The sequence below is a fragment of the Streptomyces sp. NPDC038707 genome (assembly GCF_040636485.1).
GTDB lineage: Bacteria > Actinomycetota > Actinomycetes > Streptomycetales > Streptomycetaceae > Streptomyces.
Genome location: NZ_JBEZUP010000084.1, coordinates 1 through 3,469 on the forward strand (window position 1 = coordinate 1; position 3,469 = coordinate 3,469).

Sequence of the window (3,469 nt, forward strand, 5' to 3'; positions counted from 1 at the left end):
CTTTGTACTCACCCTCTCGGGCTTTCCTCCGGGCGCTTCCCTTCGGTCTTGCGTTTCCGACTCTATCAGATCTTTTCTCGATCCGATTTCCTCGGTGCTTTCCAGGTTCTCGCTCTCGCGTTTCCCTTTCCGGCGGTTCCGACTTTATCAGAAGTTTTTCGCCGGTTTGACCGGCGCTCATTTCTGAGTAATCGGGGGATGCTCACCCAGGTGTCGTTACACGACTCCTCAAGTGGCAACAAGTACATTCTAGCGACTGTCCGTGAACCTGTCCAGTTCCAGACAACTCATTGAATCTACCTCCCCACTCCTTCCGTGTCAACGGCTCTTGCAGGGCGAAGAGGAGACTAGCAGCTCAGCGGGGGCGAGTGCACATCCGGCGGTGTCATGCGGCCGTGGGCACGGACGCGCTGCGCTCCGCCGCCCCGAGATCGCCCGTCTCGCCGGCGCGTGCCGCACGGCCCCCGAGCACGTAGACGTAGGCGAGAAAGGCCAGCTCGGCCGCGACGCCGACTCCGATGCGGGCCCAGGTGGGCAGGCCGGAGGGGGTGACGAAGCCTTCGATGGCGCCGGATACGAGGAGCACCAGGGCGAGGCCGATCGCCATGCCGATGGCCGCACGACCCTCCTGAGCCAGGGCGGCCCGCCGGGTGCGCGGGCCGGGGTCGATCAGCGTCCAGCCCAGGCGCAGTCCCGTACCCGCGGCCACGAAGACCGCGGTGAGCTCCAGCAGGCCGTGCGGGAGGACCAGTCCGAGGAAGGTGTCGAGGCGGCCCGCCGAGGACATGAGGCCGAAGCCCACACCCAGGTTCAGCATGTTCTGGAAGAGGATCCACAGGACGGGCAGGCCCAGGAAGACGCCCAGGACCAGGCACATCGCCGCCGCCTGGGCGTTGTTCGTCCACACCTGGGCGGCGAAGGCGGCCGCGGGGTGGCTGGAGTAGTAGGTCTCGTACTCGCCGCCCGGGCGGGTCAGCTCGCGCAGCTGGCTGGGTGCCGCGATGGACGACTGCACCTCGGGATGGGTGCCGATCCACCAGCCCAGCAGGACGGCGACGGTGGTCGACACGAGTGCCGTGGGCACCCACCAGTGGCGGGCGCGGTATACGGCGGCCGGGAAGCCCTGGCCCAGGAAGTGCGTGACGTCCCGCCACGAGGCGCGGCGGGCGCCGGCGACGGTGCTGCGCGCGCGTGCCACGAGTTGGCTCAGCCGTCCGGTCAGCTGCGGGTCGGGCGCGCTTGACTGGATGAGGGAGAGATGGGTGGCGGTGCGCTGGTAGAGGGCGACGAGTTCGTCTGCCTCGGCACCGGTGAGCCGGCGCCGGCGGCGGAGCAGCGCGTCGAGCCGGTCCCATTCGGCTCGGTGTACGGAGACGAACACGTCCAGGTCCATCGGGTCTGCCCGCTCCTCGGATGGTCGTCCACGGCTCGTCGTGGATGCTCGTGCTTGCTGTCAGCTTGTCGTACTGCGGCGCGATGCGTCCTCAGCTTGGCAGACTTGCTGATCAGGGGGCGGACCAGGGAAGGACGGCGGGCATGAGTGAGTTGGTGACCGGCGAGGCGGTGGCGCTCGAACTGCGGCCCGCGAAGCTGCCGAGCAGGGCGCTGGCCGTTCTGCTCGACCTGGTGGCGGCGATGGTCGCGTACCTCGTCGTGGCCGTGGTGCTGGTGGCGTCGACGGGCTCGCTCGACGAGGCCGCGCAGGTGGCACTGTCGATCGCCTCGTTCCTGCTGGTGCTGGTCGGCGGACCGATAGCCGTCGAGACGCTCAGCCACGGACGTTCGCTGGGCAAGCTGGCGTTCGGGCTGCGGGTGGTACGGGACGACGGGGGGCCGATCCGGTTCCGGCACGCACTGGTGAGGGGCGCGATCGGGGTCGTGGAGATCCTGATGACGTTCGGAGTGGTGGCGTGTATCGCCTCGCTGGTCTCGGCGCGGGGGCGGCGGCTGGGCGATGTGTTCGCGGGCACTCTGGTGGTGCGCGAGCGGGTACCCGCCGGGCGGACCGGTTTCGCGCCGCCTCCGCCTCCGTGGCTTGTGGGGCGGTTCGCCGGGCTGGATCTGTCCGCGGTGCCGGACGGGCTGTGGCTTGCCGTCCGGCAGTACCTGACCCGGATGCAGCAGCTCGATCCGCAGGTGTCGGCGGGCATGGCGCAGCGGCTGGCGGCGGACCTCGCGGGGCGTACGGGTGCTTCGGTGCCGCCGGATCTGCCTCCGGCCGCCTTTCTCGCGGCGGTGGTGCACGAACGGCAGTCCCGTGAGGCGCGGCAGGTGTTCGGCGGCGGTGGGCCGGTCGCCGGCGCCGGGGATGTCGCGGTCCACGGCCGGGAGCACGTGGTCGGGGACGGGGGGCGGGCGGGCGCCGGCTTCGTACCGCCTGCGGGACAGCCCGGCGCGCCGGTCTCCCGCCGGCCTGAGTTCTCCCCGCAGGAGGGCCGTCTTCAGCCCGGTGAATCGGAGCCGAGCGGGTTCTCCGCGCCGGCTCCGCACGTCCCTGACCGGCCGCGGCGGGAGGAGCCGGCGAGCGGTCGGCCGGCCACCGGGTTCGTGCCGCCCGCGTAGGTCCTCGCGGGATCCGGGGCCGTCGGTGGTGCGGGGGTCAGCCGAAGCGCGACGGCGGTGACTCCAGGTCCTCCAGCTCGATGCCGGGAGCGGCCAGGACGACGTCGCCGGCGATGTGGACGGCGTGCTGTTCGCCGGTGTCCAGGGCCGTGACCTGGTATTCGTCCACGGACAGGGGGCCGTTGTCAGTGGCGTGTGCTTCGCTGTTCACCAGAGCCCAGGACTGGTCCACGGTGCGGGGCGCGAGGACGGGATCGGTGAAGGCCACGAGGCGTACGCGGGTCGCCGCGGACGAGGGGGTGAGGCGCAGGAGCCGGGCGGTGGCGACGAGGAACGCGGGGGACGTGCCGGTGAAGGCGTGGGCGCGCACATTGCCTTCGGTGGCCTGGAGGCCGGTGGGGTCGGTGCGGACCCAGGTGACGCCGTCGAGGGCGGCGCCGCGCACCTGCCAGTCGCCCGCGTGCAGTTCGAGACGGAGGGGGCGGCCGAGGTCGTCCAGGGCGAGGTCGACCGAGCCCCGGTGCTCGCCGGCGGGGCCGGTCAGCCGGGAGACGTAACGCCAGCCGGACGGGCCGGGGGCGCACTGGAAGTGCTCTTCCGCGAGGGGGGTGTGATCGTGCGGATCGTGAAGCGAATAACGGCCGCGGGGCATGGGGGTCCTGGGTCTTGAGGGGCTGGTCCGGCCGCGGGCCACGGGCCGGAGCCAACGGGGCAGGCCCCCGGCACGGGGGTGCGGGGGCCTGCCTGGAGCCTGCTGCCGGGGTGGGTGCGTCGGAGCACTCCCCCGGCGGTCGGGCTAAGGGATCACCGGTTCAGTAGCGGTAGTGGTCGGGCTTGTACGGGCCGTCGACGTCCACACCGATGTACGCCGCCTGCTCCGGGCGCAGCGTGGTGAGTTTGACGCCGA

General features: G+C 71.4%; 4 protein-coding genes. 1 reads left to right on the plus strand and 3 read right to left on the minus strand.

The window, feature by feature from the left end; genetic code table 11:
* Positions 1-385: 385 nt before the first annotated feature.
* The gene (locus AB0E62_RS39825) at positions 386-1,393 is read right to left on the minus strand and encodes a stage II sporulation protein M (RefSeq protein ID WP_362205976.1); all 1,008 of its coding nucleotides are present in this window, start codon (positions 1,391-1,393) and stop codon (positions 386-388) included.
* A 143-nt stretch (positions 1,394-1,536) separates the two neighbouring features.
* Here AB0E62_RS39825 and AB0E62_RS39830 point away from each other — a divergent pair, with 143 nt between their 5' ends.
* Positions 1,537-2,562, plus strand: a complete 1,026-nt coding sequence (locus AB0E62_RS39830) for an RDD family protein (protein ID WP_362205979.1) — start codon at positions 1,537-1,539, stop codon at positions 2,560-2,562.
* Positions 2,563-2,599: 37 nt separating this feature from the next.
* On the opposite strand, the gene AB0E62_RS39835 is transcribed toward AB0E62_RS39830, so the two are convergent.
* Positions 2,600-3,214: a hypothetical protein gene (locus AB0E62_RS39835; protein ID WP_362205982.1), complete on the minus strand. Its 615-nt coding sequence runs from the start codon at positions 3,212-3,214 to the stop codon at positions 2,600-2,602.
* Between the two features lie 160 nt (positions 3,215-3,374).
* The coding region (locus tag AB0E62_RS39840; RefSeq protein WP_351034276.1) for an adenosylhomocysteinase at positions 3,375-3,469 on the minus strand (95 nt) is incomplete at its 5' end.

Coding starts and splice junctions, on each gene's coding strand:
- AB0E62_RS39825 (WP_362205976.1), bottom strand. CDS start 1,393: ATGGACCTGGACGTGTTCGTCTCCGTACACCGAGCCGAATGGGACCGG.
- AB0E62_RS39830 (WP_362205979.1), top strand. CDS start 1,537: ATGAGTGAGTTGGTGACCGGCGAGGCGGTGGCGCTCGAACTGCGGCCC.
- AB0E62_RS39835 (WP_362205982.1), bottom strand. CDS start 3,214: ATGCCCCGCGGCCGTTATTCGCTTCACGATCCGCACGATCACACCCCC.